The organism is Lactobacillus sp. ESL0263 (assembly GCF_003692845.1).
GTDB classification, from domain to species: domain Bacteria; phylum Bacillota; class Bacilli; order Lactobacillales; family Lactobacillaceae; genus Lactobacillus; species Lactobacillus apis.
The window spans coordinates 30,862-44,628 of the sequence record NZ_REHL01000006.1 but is presented as its reverse complement, the minus strand read 5'-3'; the positions used below and the strand labels follow the sequence as shown (position 1 = coordinate 44,628).

General features: G+C 38.8%; 27 protein-coding genes. All 27 read left to right on the top strand.

The window, feature by feature from the left end; translation table 11 throughout:
* A complete protein-coding gene (gene rplB / locus F5ESL0263_RS06620) occupies positions 1-837 on the top strand; it encodes a 50S ribosomal protein L2 (protein WP_122035762.1) in 837 nt (278 codons plus the stop codon).
* An 18-nt stretch (positions 838-855) separates the two neighbouring features.
* Entirely contained in the window at positions 856-1,137 is a 282-nt protein-coding gene (rpsS, locus tag F5ESL0263_RS06615; RefSeq protein ID WP_046307575.1) for a 30S ribosomal protein S19, read from the top strand.
* Between the two features lie 19 nt (positions 1,138-1,156).
* Entirely contained in the window at positions 1,157-1,510 is a 354-nt protein-coding gene (gene rplV / locus F5ESL0263_RS06610) for a 50S ribosomal protein L22 (protein WP_046307574.1), read from the top strand.
* Between the two features lie 13 nt (positions 1,511-1,523).
* Positions 1,524-2,195: a 30S ribosomal protein S3 gene (gene rpsC, locus F5ESL0263_RS06605; protein ID WP_046307570.1), complete on the top strand. Its 672-nt coding sequence runs from the start codon at positions 1,524-1,526 to the stop codon at positions 2,193-2,195.
* The gene (gene rplP, locus F5ESL0263_RS06600) at positions 2,195-2,635 is read left to right on the top strand and encodes a 50S ribosomal protein L16 (protein ID WP_046307568.1); all 441 of its coding nucleotides are present in this window, start codon (positions 2,195-2,197) and stop codon (positions 2,633-2,635) included. The genes rpsC and rplP overlap by 1 nt, the downstream gene beginning before the upstream one ends.
* Entirely contained in the window at positions 2,625-2,822 is a 198-nt protein-coding gene (gene rpmC, locus F5ESL0263_RS06595; protein WP_046307567.1) for a 50S ribosomal protein L29, read from the top strand. The genes rplP and rpmC overlap by 11 nt, the downstream gene beginning before the upstream one ends.
* Before the next feature lie 18 nt (positions 2,823-2,840).
* A complete protein-coding gene (gene rpsQ / locus F5ESL0263_RS06590) occupies positions 2,841-3,107 on the top strand; it encodes a 30S ribosomal protein S17 (protein ID WP_046307565.1) in 267 nt (88 codons plus the stop codon).
* Positions 3,108-3,139: 32 nt separating this feature from the next.
* Positions 3,140-3,508 (top strand): 50S ribosomal protein L14, encoded by a 369-nt coding sequence (rplN, locus tag F5ESL0263_RS06585; RefSeq protein WP_034980437.1) that lies wholly within the window; start codon positions 3,140-3,142, stop codon positions 3,506-3,508.
* Between the two features lie 17 nt (positions 3,509-3,525).
* Complete coding sequence (gene rplX, locus F5ESL0263_RS06580) at positions 3,526-3,777, top strand: 50S ribosomal protein L24 (RefSeq protein ID WP_046307564.1); 252 nt, start codon at positions 3,526-3,528, stop codon at positions 3,775-3,777.
* 14 nt (positions 3,778-3,791) lie between these two features.
* Entirely contained in the window at positions 3,792-4,334 is a 543-nt protein-coding gene (gene rplE / locus F5ESL0263_RS06575) for a 50S ribosomal protein L5 (protein WP_046307563.1), read from the top strand.
* Between the two features lie 12 nt (positions 4,335-4,346).
* Complete coding sequence (locus F5ESL0263_RS06570) at positions 4,347-4,532, top strand: type Z 30S ribosomal protein S14 (protein ID WP_046307561.1); 186 nt, start codon at positions 4,347-4,349, stop codon at positions 4,530-4,532.
* A gap of 22 nt (positions 4,533-4,554) precedes the next feature.
* Positions 4,555-4,953: a 30S ribosomal protein S8 gene (gene rpsH / locus F5ESL0263_RS06565; RefSeq protein ID WP_046307559.1), complete on the top strand. Its 399-nt coding sequence runs from the start codon at positions 4,555-4,557 to the stop codon at positions 4,951-4,953.
* Positions 4,954-4,977: 24 nt separating this feature from the next.
* Positions 4,978-5,508 carry a 50S ribosomal protein L6 gene (gene rplF, locus F5ESL0263_RS06560; protein ID WP_046307557.1) on the top strand — a complete coding sequence of 177 codons (531 nt, stop codon included), beginning with the start codon at positions 4,978-4,980 and terminating at the stop codon, positions 5,506-5,508.
* A 24-nt stretch (positions 5,509-5,532) separates the two neighbouring features.
* Complete coding sequence (gene rplR / locus F5ESL0263_RS06555; RefSeq protein WP_074425750.1) at positions 5,533-5,892, top strand: 50S ribosomal protein L18; 360 nt, start codon at positions 5,533-5,535, stop codon at positions 5,890-5,892.
* Between the two features lie 16 nt (positions 5,893-5,908).
* A complete protein-coding gene (gene rpsE / locus F5ESL0263_RS06550) occupies positions 5,909-6,415 on the top strand; it encodes a 30S ribosomal protein S5 (RefSeq protein ID WP_046307555.1) in 507 nt (168 codons plus the stop codon).
* 13 nt (positions 6,416-6,428) lie between these two features.
* Positions 6,429-6,614: a 50S ribosomal protein L30 gene (rpmD, locus tag F5ESL0263_RS06545; RefSeq protein WP_046307554.1), complete on the top strand. Its 186-nt coding sequence runs from the start codon at positions 6,429-6,431 to the stop codon at positions 6,612-6,614.
* Positions 6,615-6,637: 23 nt separating this feature from the next.
* Positions 6,638-7,078 carry a 50S ribosomal protein L15 gene (gene rplO / locus F5ESL0263_RS06540; RefSeq protein ID WP_046307553.1) on the top strand — a complete coding sequence of 147 codons (441 nt, stop codon included), beginning with the start codon at positions 6,638-6,640 and terminating at the stop codon, positions 7,076-7,078.
* A complete protein-coding gene (secY, locus tag F5ESL0263_RS06535; RefSeq protein ID WP_046307552.1) occupies positions 7,078-8,373 on the top strand; it encodes a preprotein translocase subunit SecY in 1,296 nt (431 codons plus the stop codon). Before rplO ends, secY begins: the two co-directional genes overlap by 1 nt.
* Before the next feature lie 10 nt (positions 8,374-8,383).
* Complete coding sequence (locus F5ESL0263_RS06530) at positions 8,384-9,034, top strand: adenylate kinase (protein WP_122035760.1); 651 nt, start codon at positions 8,384-8,386, stop codon at positions 9,032-9,034.
* Positions 9,035-9,105: 71 nt separating this feature from the next.
* A complete protein-coding gene (infA, locus tag F5ESL0263_RS06525; protein ID WP_046307550.1) occupies positions 9,106-9,327 on the top strand; it encodes a translation initiation factor IF-1 in 222 nt (73 codons plus the stop codon).
* A gap of 14 nt (positions 9,328-9,341) precedes the next feature.
* Positions 9,342-9,458 (top strand): 50S ribosomal protein L36, encoded by a 117-nt coding sequence (rpmJ, locus tag F5ESL0263_RS06520; RefSeq protein ID WP_046307548.1) that lies wholly within the window; start codon positions 9,342-9,344, stop codon positions 9,456-9,458.
* A gap of 23 nt (positions 9,459-9,481) precedes the next feature.
* The gene (rpsM, locus tag F5ESL0263_RS06515; protein ID WP_046307546.1) at positions 9,482-9,829 is read left to right on the top strand and encodes a 30S ribosomal protein S13; all 348 of its coding nucleotides are present in this window, start codon (positions 9,482-9,484) and stop codon (positions 9,827-9,829) included.
* A 24-nt stretch (positions 9,830-9,853) separates the two neighbouring features.
* Complete coding sequence (rpsK, locus tag F5ESL0263_RS06510; protein ID WP_046307544.1) at positions 9,854-10,237, top strand: 30S ribosomal protein S11; 384 nt, start codon at positions 9,854-9,856, stop codon at positions 10,235-10,237.
* A gap of 45 nt (positions 10,238-10,282) precedes the next feature.
* Entirely contained in the window at positions 10,283-11,221 is a 939-nt protein-coding gene (locus tag F5ESL0263_RS06505) for a DNA-directed RNA polymerase subunit alpha (RefSeq protein ID WP_046307542.1), read from the top strand.
* A gap of 26 nt (positions 11,222-11,247) precedes the next feature.
* Positions 11,248-11,631, top strand: a complete 384-nt coding sequence (gene rplQ, locus F5ESL0263_RS06500; RefSeq protein ID WP_122035758.1) for a 50S ribosomal protein L17 — start codon at positions 11,248-11,250, stop codon at positions 11,629-11,631.
* Positions 11,632-12,093: 462 nt separating this feature from the next.
* Positions 12,094-12,945, top strand: coding sequence for an energy-coupling factor ABC transporter ATP-binding protein (locus tag F5ESL0263_RS06495; RefSeq protein ID WP_046307538.1), 852 nt, complete (start codon positions 12,094-12,096; stop codon positions 12,943-12,945).
* Positions 12,921-13,766, top strand: a complete 846-nt coding sequence (locus F5ESL0263_RS06490; protein WP_122035756.1) for an energy-coupling factor transporter ATPase — start codon at positions 12,921-12,923, stop codon at positions 13,764-13,766. Before F5ESL0263_RS06495 ends, F5ESL0263_RS06490 begins: the two co-directional genes overlap by 25 nt.
* The last annotated feature ends 1 nt before the right edge of the window (position 13,767 follow it).

Sequence of the window (13,767 nt, the reverse complement as noted above, 5' to 3'; positions counted from 1 at the left end):
TTGGCTATTAAAATTTATAAGCCAACCACAAATGGTCGCCGTAATATGACTTCTTCCGACTTTGCTGAGATTACTAAGACTACGCCAGAACGTACCTTACTTGAATCTCAATCACATACTGCAGGTCGTAACTCATATGGTCGTATTACAAGTAGACACCGTGGTGGTGGTCATAAACAAAAGTACCGTATCATCGATTTTAAGCGTAACAAGGACAATGCAAAGGCTGTTGTTAAGTCTATTGAATATGATCCAAACAGAAGTGCTAACATTGCGCTTTTACACTACACTGATGGTATCAAAGCTTACATTTTAGCTCCTAAAGGCTTAAAAGTTGGCGATGTTGTTGAATCTGGTCCAAATTCAGATATTAAACCAGGTAACGCTTTACCATTAGCAAACATTCCAACTGGTACTTCAATTCACAACATTGAATTAAGACCTGGCAAAGGTGGACAATTCGTAAGAAGTGCCGGCACCAGTGCTCAAGTTTTAGGTAATGACGGTAAGTACACTTTAGTTAGATTACAAAGTGGCGAAGTTCGTAAGATTTTGTCAGCTTGTCGTGCAACTATTGGTGTTGTTGGTAATGAACAACACTCATTGATTCAATTAGGTAAGGCTGGCCGTAGTCGCTGGTTAGGCAGACGTCCACAATCTCGTGGTTCTGTAATGAACCCTAACGATCACCCACATGGTGGTGGTGAAGGTAAGGCTCCAGTTGGTCGTCCACAACCTATGACTCCTTGGGGTAAGAAAGCTCGCGGTATTAAGACTAGAGATAGTAAGAAAGCTAGCGAGAAGTTAATTATTCGTCACCGTAAGGGTAGCAAGTAACAGAAGGAGGGTTAATTAATGAGCCGTAGTATTAAAAAAGGGCCTTTTGCTGATGCATCATTGCTGAAGAAAGTCGATGCACAAGCAGACACAGAGAAAAAACAGGTTATTAAAACCTGGTCGCGTCGTTCAACTATTTTCCCTTCCTTCGTTGGTTTGACTATAGCTGTTTACGATGGTAGAAAACATGTTCCAGTTTATATTACTGAAGACATGGTTGGTCACAAGTTAGGTGAATTTGTTCCAACGAGAACTTTCCATGGACACAAGACATCTGACGACAAGGCCACTGGAAAATAGAGGAAGGAGAAACACTTAAATGGCAGAACAAATTAGTTCAGCTAGGGCTGAAGCAAGAACTGTTCGTATTGCTCCAAGAAAAGCACGTTTGGTCGTTGATTTGATTCGCGGCAAAGATGTTGCTGAAGCATTGGCAATCTTGGAATTTACGCCTAGAGCTGCTTCCCCAATCGTTGAAAAAGTTTTACGTTCAGCAATCGCTAACGCAGAACATAACTACGATCTTGAAAGTGCTAACCTTTACGTATCAGAAGCATACGTAAATGAGGGTGCTACTTTAAAGAGATTTAGACCACGTGCCAAGGGTATGGCTTCTCCAATTAACAAGAGAACTAGTCATGTAGTTGTTGTAGTTTCAGAAAAGAACGATTAAGGGAGGTATATTAATGGGTCAGAAAATTAACCCAAATGGTTTTCGTCTCGGCGTAATTCGTGACTGGGAATCTAAATGGTATGCTGACAGAGGATATAAAGAAACCTTAAATGAAGACTTGAAGATTAGAAACTTCATCTCAAAGAAATTAAAGGATGCCTCTGTTTCTACTATTGAAATTGAACGTGCAGCAAATAGAATCAACGTATCAATTAATACCTCAAAGCCTGGTATGGTAATTGGTAAAGGTGGTTCTGAAGTTGAAGCTTTAAGAAAACAATTAAATGCATTAACTAAGAAGCAAGTTCACGTTAATATTGTTGAAATTAAGAAGCCAGATCTTGATGCTAAGTTAGTTGCTGACAGTATTGCAGCTCAACTTGAAGCTCGTGTTGCTTTCAGACGTGCTATGCGCCAAGCAACTCAAAGATCTATGCGTGCTGGTGCCAAAGGAATCAGAGTTCAAACTTCTGGTCGTTTAAACGGTGCTGACATGGCAAGAAGAGAATGGCACACTGAAGGTCGTGTTCCATTACAAACTTTAAGAGCTGACATTGATTACGCTTGGGTAAATGCCTTCACTACATACGGTGAAATTGGTGTTCAAGTATGGATCAACCGCGGAGAAGTTTTACCTTCAAAGAGTAAAAATCCTGCAAAAGCTGTGAAGGGAGGAAACAAATAATGCCTCTAGTACCTAAAAGAGTAAAGCACCGTCGTGAATTCCGTGGAAAGATGCGTGGTGCTGCTAAGGGTGGTAAGACCATCGCTTTCGGCGAATACGGTTTACAAGCTCTTGAATCTCACTGGATTACTAATCAACAAATCGAAGCTGCCCGTGTTGCGATGACTCGTTACATGAAGCGTGGTGGTAAAGTTTGGATTAGAATTTTCCCTCAAAAGTCATACACTGCCAAAGGTGTTGGTGTCCGGATGGGTTCCGGTAAAGGTGCACCAGCTGGTTGGGTAGCTGTAGTTAAGAGAGAAAAGATTATGTTTGAAATTGGCGGAGTTAGTGAAGAAGTTGCTCGTGAAGCTTTAAGACTTGCTTCAACAAAATTGCCAATTAAATGTAAGTTTGTGAAAAGAAGTTCGGAAGTAGGTGGCAATTCTAATGAAGGCTAAGGATATCAGAGCACTAACCACTGATCAGATGTTGGACAAGGAAAAGCAATACAAAGAAGAACTCTTCAACTTGCGTTTCCAACAAGCAACGGGTCAATTAGAAAATACCGCTCGTCTACGCAAAGTCCGTAAAAACATCGCTAGAATTAAAACAATTCTAAGTGAAGATGCATTGAAGAAAGATTAGTGGAAGGGAGTTATTAACTTGAGCGAAACAATCGAAAGAAATCGTCGTCACGTATATCAAGGTCGAGTAGTTTCAGATAAGAATGACAAGACTATTACAGTTGTTGTTGATACTTACAAGAATCACCCTGTTTACAAGAAGCGTATCAAGTACTCCAAGAAGTACTACGCACAAGACGAAAAAAATGAAGCTAAAGTTGGCGATACTGTTCGTATCATGGAAACCCGTCCATTATCTCGTACAAAGCGCTTCCGTTTAGTAAAAATTGTCAAGAAATCTGTATAGTTTTGCGGATTTAGTGAGGGGAGGATTAAATAGTGATTCAAAATGAATCCCGTTTGAAGGTTGCTGATAACTCTGGTGCCAGAGAACTATTAGTTATTAGAGTCTTAGGTGGATCAAGACGTAAGACCGGTAACATTGGTGATATCGTAGTAGCAACTGTTAAACAAGCAACACCAGGTGGCGTTGTCAAAAAAGGTGACGTTGTCAAAGCTGTCATTGTTAGAACAAAATCAGGCGCACGCCGTGAAGATGGTTCATACATCAAATTTGATGAAAATGCCGGCGTTGTAATTAATGCAGATAAGAGCCCACGCGGTACTCGTATCTTTGGGCCTGTTGCACGTGAGTTGCGTGAGCACGACTTTATGAAAATCGTCTCTCTTGCTCCTGAAGTCTTATAATTAAGTGAGGTGCACTGATGTTTGTTAAAACTGGTGACAAAGTAAAAGTTATTGCCGGAAAAGACAAAGGCAAAGAAGGTACTGTTCTTTCTGTTAACGTTAAGAAAAACCGTGTGGTTGTTAAAGGCGTTAATACAATTAAGAAACACCAAAAACCTTCTCAAACCAATGCTAATGGTGGTGTAGTTGAATCTGAAGGTTCAATCCACGCATCAAACGTTAAGGTTATTGCTAAGTCTGAAAGCAAAAAAGAAGAAACTAAGAAATAGGAAGGAGGACACAAATGGCAAATTATTTAGCAGAAGAATATAAAGAAAAAATTGTTCCTGCATTGCAAGAAAAGTTTGAATACAGCTCAGTTATGCAAGTACCTAAAATCGAAAAGATCGTTTTGAACATGGGTGTTGGTGACGCTGTTACTAATGCAAAGAACTTGGATGAAGCTGTCGAAGAATTAGCTTTAATCTCAGGTCAAAAGCCTTTAGTAACTAAGGCTAAGAAGTCAATCGCTAACTTCCGTTTACGTGAAGGTATGTCTATCGGTGCTAAGGTTACCCTTAGAGGAGATAGAATGTATGACTTCTTGTACAAGTTAATTAGTGTTTCACTTCCTCGTGTTCGTGACTTCCGCGGTGTTTCAAGCCGTTCATTCGATGGTCGTGGTAACTACACTTTAGGTATTAAGGAACAACTTATCTTCCCTGAAATTGACTTTGATAAAGTTAATCGTACAAGAGGTTTAGATGTTGTTATCGTTACTACTGCCAACACTGATGAAGAAGCTCGTGAGCTTTTAAGTCAATTTGGTATGCCGTTTGCAAAATAATGGAGGACACTAATGGCTAAAACATCACAAAAAATTAGAAATCATCGTCCTGCTAAGTTTTCTTCACGTGAATACACTCGTTGCGAGAGATGTGGTCGTCCACACTCCGTATATCGTAAATTTGGTTTATGCCGTATTTGCTTGAAGGATTTAGCACACAAAGGTCAAATCCCAGGTCTTAAAAAGGCTAGTTGGTAATACGGTTAGGAGGATAGCATAAATGGTCATGACAGATCCGATCGCAGATTACTTGACTAGAATTAGAAATGCCAACATGGCAAAGCATAGTTCAGTTGAAATTCCTGCATCAAACATTAAAAAATCTATTTCAGAAATTTTGAAACGCGAAGGCTTCATCCGTGATTACGAAGTTACTGATGACAACAAGCAAGGCATGATTAAGATTTTCTTGAAATATGGTCCAGACGGAGAACGTGTCATTTCAGGCTTAAAGCGTATTTCTAAGCCAGGTCTTAGAAACTACGTAAGTGCTGAAAACTTACCTAAAGTTCTTAACGGTTTAGGTATCGCCATCGTTTCAACTTCTGCCGGTGTAATTACCGATAAAGAAGCTAGACAAAAAGACGTTGGTGGCGAAGTTGTTGCTTACGTTTGGTAATTTTGACAGAAAGGAGAACAATCAATGAGCCGTATCGGTTTAAAAACAATTGAAGTCCCAGATAGTGTCACAGTTACCAAAGATGGTGACAACATCACCGTTAAGGGACCTAAGGGTGAATTAACTAGATACTTTGATCCAAAGATTACTTTCAAGCAAGAAGATGGCAAGATCAACTTTTCACGTTCAAGTGAAAGTGATAAGGCACTTCATGGTACTGAAAGAGCTAACTTAGCTTCAATGGTTGAAGGTGTAGTTAATGGTTATAAGAAGACTTTGAAGTTAATCGGTGTTGGTTACCGTGCAACTGCACAAGGCAACAAGTTAACTTTAAATGTTGGTTACTCACACCCAGTAGAAATGACTGCACCAGAAGGTGTTTCCGTAAAAGCTACTTCAGCAACTGAAATTGAAGTAGAAGGAATTTCAAAGCAAAATGTTGGACAATTTGCTGCTGAAATTCGCGATGTACGTCCACCAGAGCCTTACAAGGGTAAAGGTATTCGTTACACTGACGAATACGTACGTCGTAAGGAAGGTAAGACAGGTAAATAGTAAATAAATTTTTGAGGTGAAATTGTGATTTCAAAACCAGATAAAAACAAGTTACGCTTAAAGCGTCACAAACGTATTCGTGGCAAAATTTCTGGTACTGCTGAGCGCCCACGCTTAAGCGTTTTTCGTTCAAATAAAAACATCTACGCTCAATTAATTGATGACGTAGCGGGTGTAACGCTAGCAAGTGCCTCATCTTTAGATGATTCTGTTGCAAAGGATTCAGCTAAAGTAGAACAGGCTCAAGCTGTTGGTAAGGCAATTGCCGAAGCAGCAAAAGCTAAAAACATTTCAAATGTTGTGTTCGATAGAAGTGGTTACTTATACCACGGCCGTATTTCAGCTTTGGCAGATGCCGCTCGTGAAAACGGATTAGATTTCTAGGGAAGGAGATAAATACATGGCAAACCGCAACGATTCTCGTAATAATCGCAGAAATAAAGACGACATCGAAGATCAGTTAGTAGCAATTAATCGTGTCACCAAGGTTGTCAAGGGTGGTCAACGAATGAGATTTGCTGCCTTGGTAATCGTTGGCGACAAAAAAGGTCGTGTAGGCTTTGGTACTGGTAAAGCTCAAGAAGTTCCAGAAGCAATCCGTAAGGCCGTTGAAGCTGGTAAAAAGAACATGATTACTGTTCCTAAGGTTGGTACTACTATTCCTCATGAGGTAATTGGACACTATGGTTCAGGTAGTATTTTAATTAAACCTGCCCCAGCTGGTTCCGGAGTTGCTGCCGGTGGTGCCGTTCGTATCGTTATGGATATGGCTGGTATCGCAGATGTTACTTCTAAGTCACTCGGTTCAAACACTCCAATTAATGTTGTTCGTGCAACTATTGATGGTTTGAAGAAGCTTAGAACTAGTGAAGATGTTGAAAAGCTTCGTCACGCAGATTTAGATTAGGGAGACAATATAAATGACTGAATTAAAAGTTACTTTAATTAGAAGTGCTGCGCACCGTCTACCTAATCAACAAAAAATTGTTAAAGCTTTGGGCTTAGGTAGAATCAATAGTACAGCTACTCTACCAGACAACGCTGCTACTCGTGGTGCATTGATGAAAATTGCACACTTGATCTCAGTTGAAGAGATCAACAAATAAATTATTGAGGAGGTGCCGAATTAATGAAGCTTCATGAATTACATGCTGCTGAGGGTTCACGCAATACTAGAAAACGTGTTGGACGTGGTACTTCAAGTGGTTACGGTAAGACTTCAGGCCGTGGACAAAAGGGACAATTAGCCCGTCAAGGTGGACACACTCGTTTAGGTTTTGAAGGTGGACAAATGCCATTATTCAGAACTATGCCTAAGCGTGGTTTTAAGAATGTTAACCGTAAAGAATATGCAATTATTAATTTAGACGACTTAAACAAGTTTAAAGACAATGACGAAGTAACTATCGCAAGTCTTAAAGAAAACGGTTTGGTAAAGAAAGAATTATCAGGCGTTAAATTACTTGCCAATGGTGAGTTGAAAGTTAAGTTAAACGTAAAGGTTAACAAAGTTTCCGCCGCTGCCAAGAAAGCAGTTGAAGCTGCAGGCGGATCTGTTGAGGTGATCTAATGTTTTCGACTTTGAAGAACGCCTTTAAGGATAAAGAAATTAGAAATAAGATTTATTTTACCCTCTTTATTCTTTTGCTTTATCGCATTGGAGCTAACATTACTGTTCCAGGTGTCAATGCAAAAGCGATTACTCAAGTTGCACAAACTGGTTTGGTCCCAATGCTGGACACTGTGTCCGGTGGTGGACTAGATAACTACTCAATCTTTTCACTGGGTGTTTCCCCGTATATCACTGCTCAAATTGTTATTCAATTATTGCAAATGGATATAGTTCCTACATTAGTAGAATGGGGAAAGCAAGGTGAAGTAGGTCGTCGTAAGACAAACAATGTGACAAGATGGCTTGCATTGGTTGTTGCTTTCATTCAGAGTATCGGAATCACGCTTGGTTTCAACGCTTTGACTGAGATGGGATTAGTCAAATCACAGACTTGGCAATCCTATGTTGAGATTGCAATTGTGATGACTGCCGGAACAATGTTACTAACCTGGTTAGGTGATGAAATCACTGATAAAGGTTTAGGAAACGGAGTTTCAGTTATCATTTTTGCTGGTATTATTGCTCGACTTCCGCGCGGCCTATGGCAGCTTTATAAAGATGAAGTTATTAACAATAGTGCGAGTGACCGTTGGCAAGGAATTGTGTTCTTCATTGCGATTATCATTGCAATACTCATCGTAACTCAAATTGTTACTTGGGTTGAACAGGCAGATCGCCGAATTCCAATCCAATACACTAGACGAGCAACTACCAGTGGCTCAGAAAGTTTCTTACCATTAAAAGTTAATGTTTCAGGTGTTATTCCAGTAATTTTCGCTAGTTCGTTTATCGTAACACCAGCGACAATTTTAATGGCCTTTCAAAGAACCCAAGGCGATCAACAATGGTACAAGGTAATGACTACAATCTTTAGTCTGCAAACTACGCCTGGTGTAGTAATTTACACAGTGTTGATTGTACTGTTTACTTTCTTTTATGCTTTTGTTCAGGTTAATCCTGAGAAGCTTGCTAAGAACTTGCAAAAACAAGGTGCATACATTCCTAGTGTATGGCCAGGCAAGGATACTCAAAAATACGTTTCAAAAGTGTTGATTAGATTATCAACTGTTGGTTCAGTATTTTTAGGTTTGGTAGCATTGCTACCACAACTTGCAACTAATTTGTGGGGCTTACCAAGTTCAATCGGACTAGGTGGAACTAGTTTATTGATCGTAATTGGGGTTGTCTTGGAGTTATCTCGTCAAATTAACGGCTTGTTAATGAAGAGAGAATATGTAGGATTCATCAGATAGGAACGAATAAATGATTAATTTATTTCTTTTAGGTTTGCCAGGTGCTGGTAAAGGAACAGTATCAGAGCAAATTGTTGATAAGTATCATCTAACTCATATTTCAACTGGGGATATGTTTAGAGAAGCAATGGCTAATGAGACCAAGGTTGGTCTTGAAGCTAAGAGTTATATTGACAAAGGTGATTTGGTACCGGATGAGGTTACAGCTAGATTAGTTGAAGAACGTTTGGGCCAACCTGATATTAAGGAAGGCTACATTCTAGATGGTTTTCCAAGAACTTTAGTTCAAGCAGAACTTTTAGAAGAAATCACTAAAAAGCTAAATAAGCCTTTGACTAATGTTATCTCACTTGAAGTTAAAGAAGATACTTTAGTAAATCGTTTGTCAGCACGCTTCATGTGTAAAAAATGTGGTGCAACATATAATAAGATTACAAAGATGCCTAAAGTTGAGGGTACATGTGATCGTTGTGGTAGCCACGAATTTTACCAACGTGAAGATGACAAGCCAGAAGTAGTAAAGAATCGTTTACAAGTTAACGAAAAGATGAATACACCTTTAAAAGACTATTATCAAAAGAATGGAATTCTCAGCGTCGTTGACGGTGAGCAAACTCCAGAAAAAGTCTTTGAAAGTGTTGATGCGGTTTTAAGTAAATAGTAATAATTTGTATATTTACTTTTCCGTGTTATAATTTCAAAGTATGACTGTTTAAATGCGGAGGAACCACTTTGGCAAAAGATGATGTCATTGAAGTAAAGGGTAAAGTTATTGATACTTTACCTAATGCTATGTTTAAAGTTGAATTGGAAAATGGAGCTGAAATTTTAGCACATGTTTCTGGTAAAATCAGAATGCACTATATTCGTATTTTGCCTGGAGACCGTGTTACTGTTGAACTTTCTCCTTACGACTTAACAAAAGGTAGAATTACTTATCGGTATATAAAATAATAACGGAGGGAAACATGAAGGTTAGACCATCTGTTAAACCAATGTGTGAACATTGTAAGATTATTAAAAGACATGGTCGTGTAATGGTTATTTGCCCTGCAAACCCAAAGCACAAGCAGCGTCAAGGTTAAAAACAAAATAGGAGGTGCAATTTATGGCACGTATTGCTGGTGTTGACTTACCAAGAGATAAAAGAATCGTTGTTGCATTAACATATATTTACGGTATTGGTGAACCAACAGCTCAGAAAATTTGTGCGGATGCTGGTGTTTCTGAAGACATACGTTCAAAAGATTTGACTCCAGATGACCAAGAAAAGCTTCGCGCAGAAGTTGATAAATACCGTGTTGAAGGTGACTTACGTAGAGAAGTCAGCATGAATATCAAACGGTTAATTGATATTGGTTCTTACCGTGGTATGCGTCACCGCCGTGGACTTCCAGTTCGTGGACAAAATACCAAGAATAATGCCCGTACACGTAAGGGCAGTAAGAAGAGATAAATAAAATTATAAGGAGGTTTATTGATGCCTAAAACAGCACGTAAACGTCGTGTAAAGAAGCACGTTGAAAAAGGCGTTGCTCACATTCACTCTACGTTTAATAATACTTTAGTCATGATTACTGACGCTCAAGGCAATGCAATTGCCTGGTCTTCAGCTGGTGCATTGGGCTTTAAAGGTAGCCGTAAATCTACACCATTTGCTGCTCAAATGGCAGCAGAAGCTGCAGCTAAGAGTGCAATGGACCAAGGAATGAAACATGTAGAAGTTTCCGTTAAAGGTCCTGGTGCTGGACGTGAATCTGCTATCAGATCACTTCAAGCTACTGGTTTAGAAATCACTGCAATTCGTGATGTTACACCAGTTCCCCACAATGGTTCTAGACCACCAAAACGTCGTCGTGTTTAATTTTGTTCTTAATGAAGGACGTTGCGTTTTGAAAGGGGCCTAGTAATGATTGAATTTGAAAAACCAAATATTACCGTTGTGGACCAAGAGAAGTCTTATGGTAAATTTGTCATTGAACCACTAGAACGAGGCTTCGGTACTACTCTAGGTAACTCATTACGTAGAGTTTTACTTACATCTATTCCAGGTACTGGACTTGTTTATGTTCAAATTGATGATGTTTTACACGAATTCTCAACCGTTCCAGGTGTTAGAGAAGACGTTGCTAAAATAATCTTGAACCTAAAGAAGCTTCAATTGAAATCATTTTCTGATGAGCAAAAGACAATTGAAGTAGACGTTGAAGGTCCGGCTACTGTTACTGCAGATGACTTAAAAGTCGACTCAGATGTGCAGGTTCTTAATCCAGAGCAATATATTTGTACTATTGCTGAAGGTGGACACTTACACATGCAAATTGCAGTTAAAAATGGCCGTGGTTACGTTGCAGCAAGTGAAAATAAGAGTGAAGATATGCCAATTGGTGTTATTCCAGTTGATTCTCTCTTTTCACCAATTGAAAAAGTTAATTATCAAGTTGAATCAACTCGTGTTGGTAAAAGAGATGATTTTGACAAGCTCACTTTAGAGATTTGGACTGATGGTTCAATCAAACCTAATGACGCCCTTAGTTTTGCTGCTAAAATTTTGGTAGCACACTTTAAAGTGTTTGAAACTGCTGATGCAAATACCCAATTCAATGACGTGATGGTTGAAAAAGAGGACGACACTGCAGAGAAGAAGCTTGAAATGACAATTGAAGAGCTTGATTTGTCTGTTCGTTCATACAACTGCCTGAAGCGTGCTGGTATTAATACTCTGCAAGAACTGACTGATAAGACAGAAGCAGATATGATGCGTGTACGTAATTTGGGACGCAAGTCATTAGAAGAAGTTAAAAACAAATTAACTGATTTGGGACTTTCACTTCGTCAAGAAGATTAACCTAACAAATAAAAGGAGGTAAACTGATGGCATACCGTAAATTAGGTCGCGATAGTGCACAAAGAAAAGCAATGCTTAGAGAAATGACCACTCAATTGATCATGAACGAACGTATTGTTACTACTGAAACACGTGCTAAGGAAGTTCGCAAAACTGCCGAAAAGATGATTACTTTAGGCAAGCGTGGTGACTTAGCTGCAAGAAGAAGAGCTGCTCGTTACGTACGTAATGAAGTTGCTGATATTCAAGAAGAAAAAGATGCAGTTGTTGTAAAATCAGCATTGCAAAAGCTTTTCAGCGATATTGCACCTCGTTATAAAGACCGTAATGGTGGTTACACCAGAATTATGAAGTTGGCTAAACCTCGTAGAGGCGATGCAGCTCCAATGGTTATTCTAGAATTAGTTTAATTTAGATAACCAACTTAATAGCTATTAAGAATTACCCGTGAGAGTGAGAATAAGCGTTAAGATGATGACGAAAGTTTAGTCTAGCTTAGATAAGTAAATTATCCCTCCTCATGGGTGATTTTTTTTGCTCTTTTTTATTCTGCTGAGTCAGCTTGCTTAAGCTATCAGCAGGATTTTTATTTTTAGAAATCATCTTTTTGAATGTCTAGTTTTAACCTTAACCATAAGTTATTATAATAGATACAGTAATAGAAAATTTAACTCTTAAAGATAGAGTTATAAATCGAAAAGTTTACCAATAACATTATGCGGTGTGAAGCAGCTGAACTGATAATCATCTAACGAAATATGTGATTAATAGTCTTAAAGAGAAAAAATAAAAAAGTGTAAGAAAGCACGATCATCGAAGAATTTTAGTTATTTTTTGGTACAATTAAATCATACTGTGAGAAAGGTGAAATCATGACAACAGATAATATTATAAAAATCAAAAATATCAGCTTCACGTATCCTGAGTCTGATTCGCCTGCTATTGATCAACTTAGCTTTGAGATTCCGAGAGGATCTTGGACATCAATTATCGGTCATAACGGAAGTGGTAAATCGACAATCGTCCGTTTAATCAATGGCTTATTAGTTCCGAATGAAAATGAAGACTCATTTATCGAAGTTGATGGAACAAAACTAACTGATGATTCTGTCTGGGACATTAGAAATAAAGTTGGGGTAGTTTTTCAGAATCCCGATAATCAATTTGTAGGAGCAACAGTTGCTGATGATGTAGCCTTTGGATTGGAAAATCGAGGAGTACCCCGGTCGGAAATGGTAAAGCTTGTTCCAGAAGCAATTAAAGCTGTGGGAATGACGGATTATACACATACTGAGCCAGCTAACTTATCAGGCGGTCAAAAGCAGCGGGTAGCAATTGCCGGTATTATTGCAATTAGGCCAAAAGTAATTATTTTGGATGAGGCAACTTCAATGCTTGATCCTGAAGGCAGAGATCGGATTTTAAAGACAGTTCATCAGATGCAGGATGATTACAATTTAACGGTTATTGCAATTACACATGATATCGATGAAGCAAGTTTGGCAGATAATGTGATTGTGATGGACGACGGTCATTTAATTACCCAGGGCACTCCTAAAGATGTATTCGCACAAGCCAAGTTGTTAAAAGAAATTGGTTTAGATATTCCTTTTTATATGCAAGTAAAACAGGCATTACTCGAGGATGAATTTCCAATACCAGAACAAGTTAATTCAGAAAAAGAGTTGATTAAGTACTTATGTCAATTAAATTCGAAAAAGTAGGATATACATATTCACCAGGCTCACCATTAGAGAAAAAAGGGCTTGATAATATTAGTTTTGAGTTAAAAGAGGGCTCTTTTACTGCAATTATAGGACATACTGGAAGTGGTAAGTCTACGCTGATGCAACATTTTAATGCGTTGCTTAAGCCTACCGAAGGACAAATTGAAATTGCAGGAACAACGATAACACCTGAAACTTCCAACAAGAACCTAAAACAACTTCGTAAACATGTTAGTTTAGTATTCCAATTTCCAGAGTCGCAGTTGTTTGAAAATACTGTACTTGATGATATAGCATTTGGACCAAAAAATTTTGGTTTTAGTGAAGAGGAAGCTAAAGAAAGTGCACGTTCGTGGCTAAATAAGGTTGGTTTACCTGATGAAATTGGTGAACGCTCTCCTTTTGAACTTTCTGGCGGACAGATGCGTCGTGTGGCAATTGCAGGTGTAATGGCTTATGAACCAGATATTTTATGCCTTGATGAACCCGCAGCTGGTCTTGATCCACGTGCACGTAAGCAGATGATGAATTTGTTTTCTGAATATCAAAAAGCTGGTCATACTATTATTTTGGTTACACATAATATGGATGATGTAGCTAATTATGCTGACGACGTTCTTGTCTTGGAGCATGGTAAGCTATTGATGCATGATTGCCCTGACCAAGTATTTAAAAACCGTGCGTGGCTTGAAGAACATCATTTAGAAGAACCCAAGGCTTCACTTTTCGCTGCACAGCTGGAAAATTTCACTTTTGCTAAGCCACCGTTAACAAAACGCGATTTGGTAAAAGAAATAGAAAAGAATTTAAAGGGGTGAG

Coding starts and splice junctions, on each gene's coding strand:
- F5ESL0263_RS06490 (WP_122035756.1), top strand. CDS start 12,921: ATGTCAATTAAATTCGAAAAAGTAGGATATACATATTCACCAGGCTCA.
- rplO (WP_046307553.1), top strand. CDS start 6,638: ATGAAGCTTCATGAATTACATGCTGCTGAGGGTTCACGCAATACTAGA.
- rpsE (WP_046307555.1), top strand. CDS start 5,909: ATGGCAAACCGCAACGATTCTCGTAATAATCGCAGAAATAAAGACGAC.
- F5ESL0263_RS06495 (WP_046307538.1), top strand. CDS start 12,094: ATGACAACAGATAATATTATAAAAATCAAAAATATCAGCTTCACGTAT.
- secY (WP_046307552.1), top strand. CDS start 7,078: ATGTTTTCGACTTTGAAGAACGCCTTTAAGGATAAAGAAATTAGAAAT.
- rpmD (WP_046307554.1), top strand. CDS start 6,429: ATGACTGAATTAAAAGTTACTTTAATTAGAAGTGCTGCGCACCGTCTA.
- rplF (WP_046307557.1), top strand. CDS start 4,978: ATGAGCCGTATCGGTTTAAAAACAATTGAAGTCCCAGATAGTGTCACA.
- rpsS (WP_046307575.1), top strand. CDS start 856: ATGAGCCGTAGTATTAAAAAAGGGCCTTTTGCTGATGCATCATTGCTG.
- rpsK (WP_046307544.1), top strand. CDS start 9,854: ATGCCTAAAACAGCACGTAAACGTCGTGTAAAGAAGCACGTTGAAAAA.
- rplX (WP_046307564.1), top strand. CDS start 3,526: ATGTTTGTTAAAACTGGTGACAAAGTAAAAGTTATTGCCGGAAAAGAC.
- rplP (WP_046307568.1), top strand. CDS start 2,195: ATGCCTCTAGTACCTAAAAGAGTAAAGCACCGTCGTGAATTCCGTGGA.
- F5ESL0263_RS06505 (WP_046307542.1), top strand. CDS start 10,283: ATGATTGAATTTGAAAAACCAAATATTACCGTTGTGGACCAAGAGAAG.
- rpsM (WP_046307546.1), top strand. CDS start 9,482: ATGGCACGTATTGCTGGTGTTGACTTACCAAGAGATAAAAGAATCGTT.
- rplQ (WP_122035758.1), top strand. CDS start 11,248: ATGGCATACCGTAAATTAGGTCGCGATAGTGCACAAAGAAAAGCAATG.
- F5ESL0263_RS06530 (WP_122035760.1), top strand. CDS start 8,384: ATGATTAATTTATTTCTTTTAGGTTTGCCAGGTGCTGGTAAAGGAACA.
- rpsH (WP_046307559.1), top strand. CDS start 4,555: ATGGTCATGACAGATCCGATCGCAGATTACTTGACTAGAATTAGAAAT.
- rplE (WP_046307563.1), top strand. CDS start 3,792: ATGGCAAATTATTTAGCAGAAGAATATAAAGAAAAAATTGTTCCTGCA.
- rpsC (WP_046307570.1), top strand. CDS start 1,524: ATGGGTCAGAAAATTAACCCAAATGGTTTTCGTCTCGGCGTAATTCGT.
- rplV (WP_046307574.1), top strand. CDS start 1,157: ATGGCAGAACAAATTAGTTCAGCTAGGGCTGAAGCAAGAACTGTTCGT.
- rpmJ (WP_046307548.1), top strand. CDS start 9,342: ATGAAGGTTAGACCATCTGTTAAACCAATGTGTGAACATTGTAAGATT.
- rpmC (WP_046307567.1), top strand. CDS start 2,625: ATGAAGGCTAAGGATATCAGAGCACTAACCACTGATCAGATGTTGGAC.
- F5ESL0263_RS06570 (WP_046307561.1), top strand. CDS start 4,347: ATGGCTAAAACATCACAAAAAATTAGAAATCATCGTCCTGCTAAGTTT.